At 55.5% G+C, this 1,423-nt stretch carries 1 protein-coding gene; it reads right to left on the reverse strand.

Annotation, left to right across the window (positions count from 1 at the left end; translation table 11 throughout):
• Positions 1–9: 9 nt before the first annotated feature.
• Positions 10–1,341, reverse strand: a complete 1,332-nt coding sequence (locus tag BK662_RS19250; RefSeq protein ID WP_123359368.1) for an IS4 family transposase — start codon at positions 1,339–1,341, stop codon at positions 10–12.
• Between the last annotated feature and the right edge of the window lie 82 nt (positions 1,342–1,423).

Consider the following 1,423-nt stretch of genomic DNA (forward strand, 5'->3'; position numbering starts at 1 on the left):
TAATGCTGTTCACTTAAGTGGAGCAGCCTTACGATCCACTGGAAACCGGGTCTTTGAAATCTTCACCGTCCTGGGCCTCGAACGCCTTGGGCGGTGATCCAGAAACAATCCTCCAATACCTGCCCTTAACTCTGATAACCGCCTCCCTGTCGCTGAAATCGGATTGGCTGCTGCCATCACGATCAGCTGGACCGCGATGTACTGACAGGCTGGTTTGAAGCGGATGTCCGAGGGGGCCCGGCCAAACGCCACTGCCGCCTGACTGGCTTCCCGACGAACCACGTTGTAAGCCAGCAACAGTCCCCAGACTTCCTGATAGATCAAGTCGACTTTTTTGCTACGCAAGGTCACTGCGTTCTGTTGCATTGAGCTTTTGATGTCTCTGAAGCCTAACTCGATCTCCCAGCGCTCCTGATAAAGCTGGGCAACGGCTTTGGTGCTGTAGGTGTTCGCCGGCAGCGACGTCATGACCGTCTTGAGTTTGCCTTGAATTTCATAGCTGACTTCGCGGGCCTCCCAATGCGTTGAAAGGGCCGGATTTCGGGCTCTGGCTCGCGGTGAGACCTTCATGCGCACCAGACGATCGTGCGGGTTGTAACGAGCCACTTCCTCACAAACCGTGCCTTTTTTGGCCGGAATCAACCAGTGCCGATGGGTGCCGGCTTTATTCAGGCTCGACAGTAGTTCGGCGCCCCAGAACCCTTTATCGAATAACGTCACCGAGTGATCGGGAATCTGCTGCAAAAACTCGTCGGCCAAGCGCATTTCACTGCGTCGGTAAGGACTCAATTGGGCATCCAGGATTACGTGCGAACGCACATTCATCAACGCCACCAAGCGCAGCATGGGGAACGGAGTCTGGCGGTCGGTCCGGGTATTCCCCGACCCGAAATGATCTCGAAGCTCGGGCGTATCCGGGGTACGCAAAAGCGCACCGTCTACCGCAAACACTTGCAGGCCCTGCCAGGCGTCATCGGTATAACGCTCCGCGCCCCATTGATGACCTGTCTTGCGGAATAACCATTCAACAGGATCGGCACCGAGCCGCTTACGCGCTTCGGTTACACCGCTTCGGGCCAATAGCTGGTCAGAGGCCAGGCCTTGGGCACAAATGTTCAAACGTCTGGCCACTTCGTGAACCGGCTCGTCACGAAACAGCGCCATGCCGAGTACCAGCCAAAGCACTTGATCGGCGGGCAAGCGACGTCGGCGAATGGTCGCCTGGCTGGAAAGATCCAGTGCAGACGCTACCCACTCAACCGGAATATGTTGGGTAAAGGTACTCAGATCGCAGAAGTTGAAAAGATCGCCAAGGTCGAGCAGGTCTTGTTGAACAGACATAAAAAATCCGATGCCAGAGGTCTGGCATCGGATTTTCGAGTAAGCCCTGCTGAGACTCAAATGCTTAAGTGAACAGCATTAC

This window comes from Pseudomonas frederiksbergensis (genome assembly GCF_003732275.1).
GTDB lineage: Bacteria > Pseudomonadota > Gammaproteobacteria > Pseudomonadales > Pseudomonadaceae > Aquipseudomonas > Aquipseudomonas frederiksbergensis_H.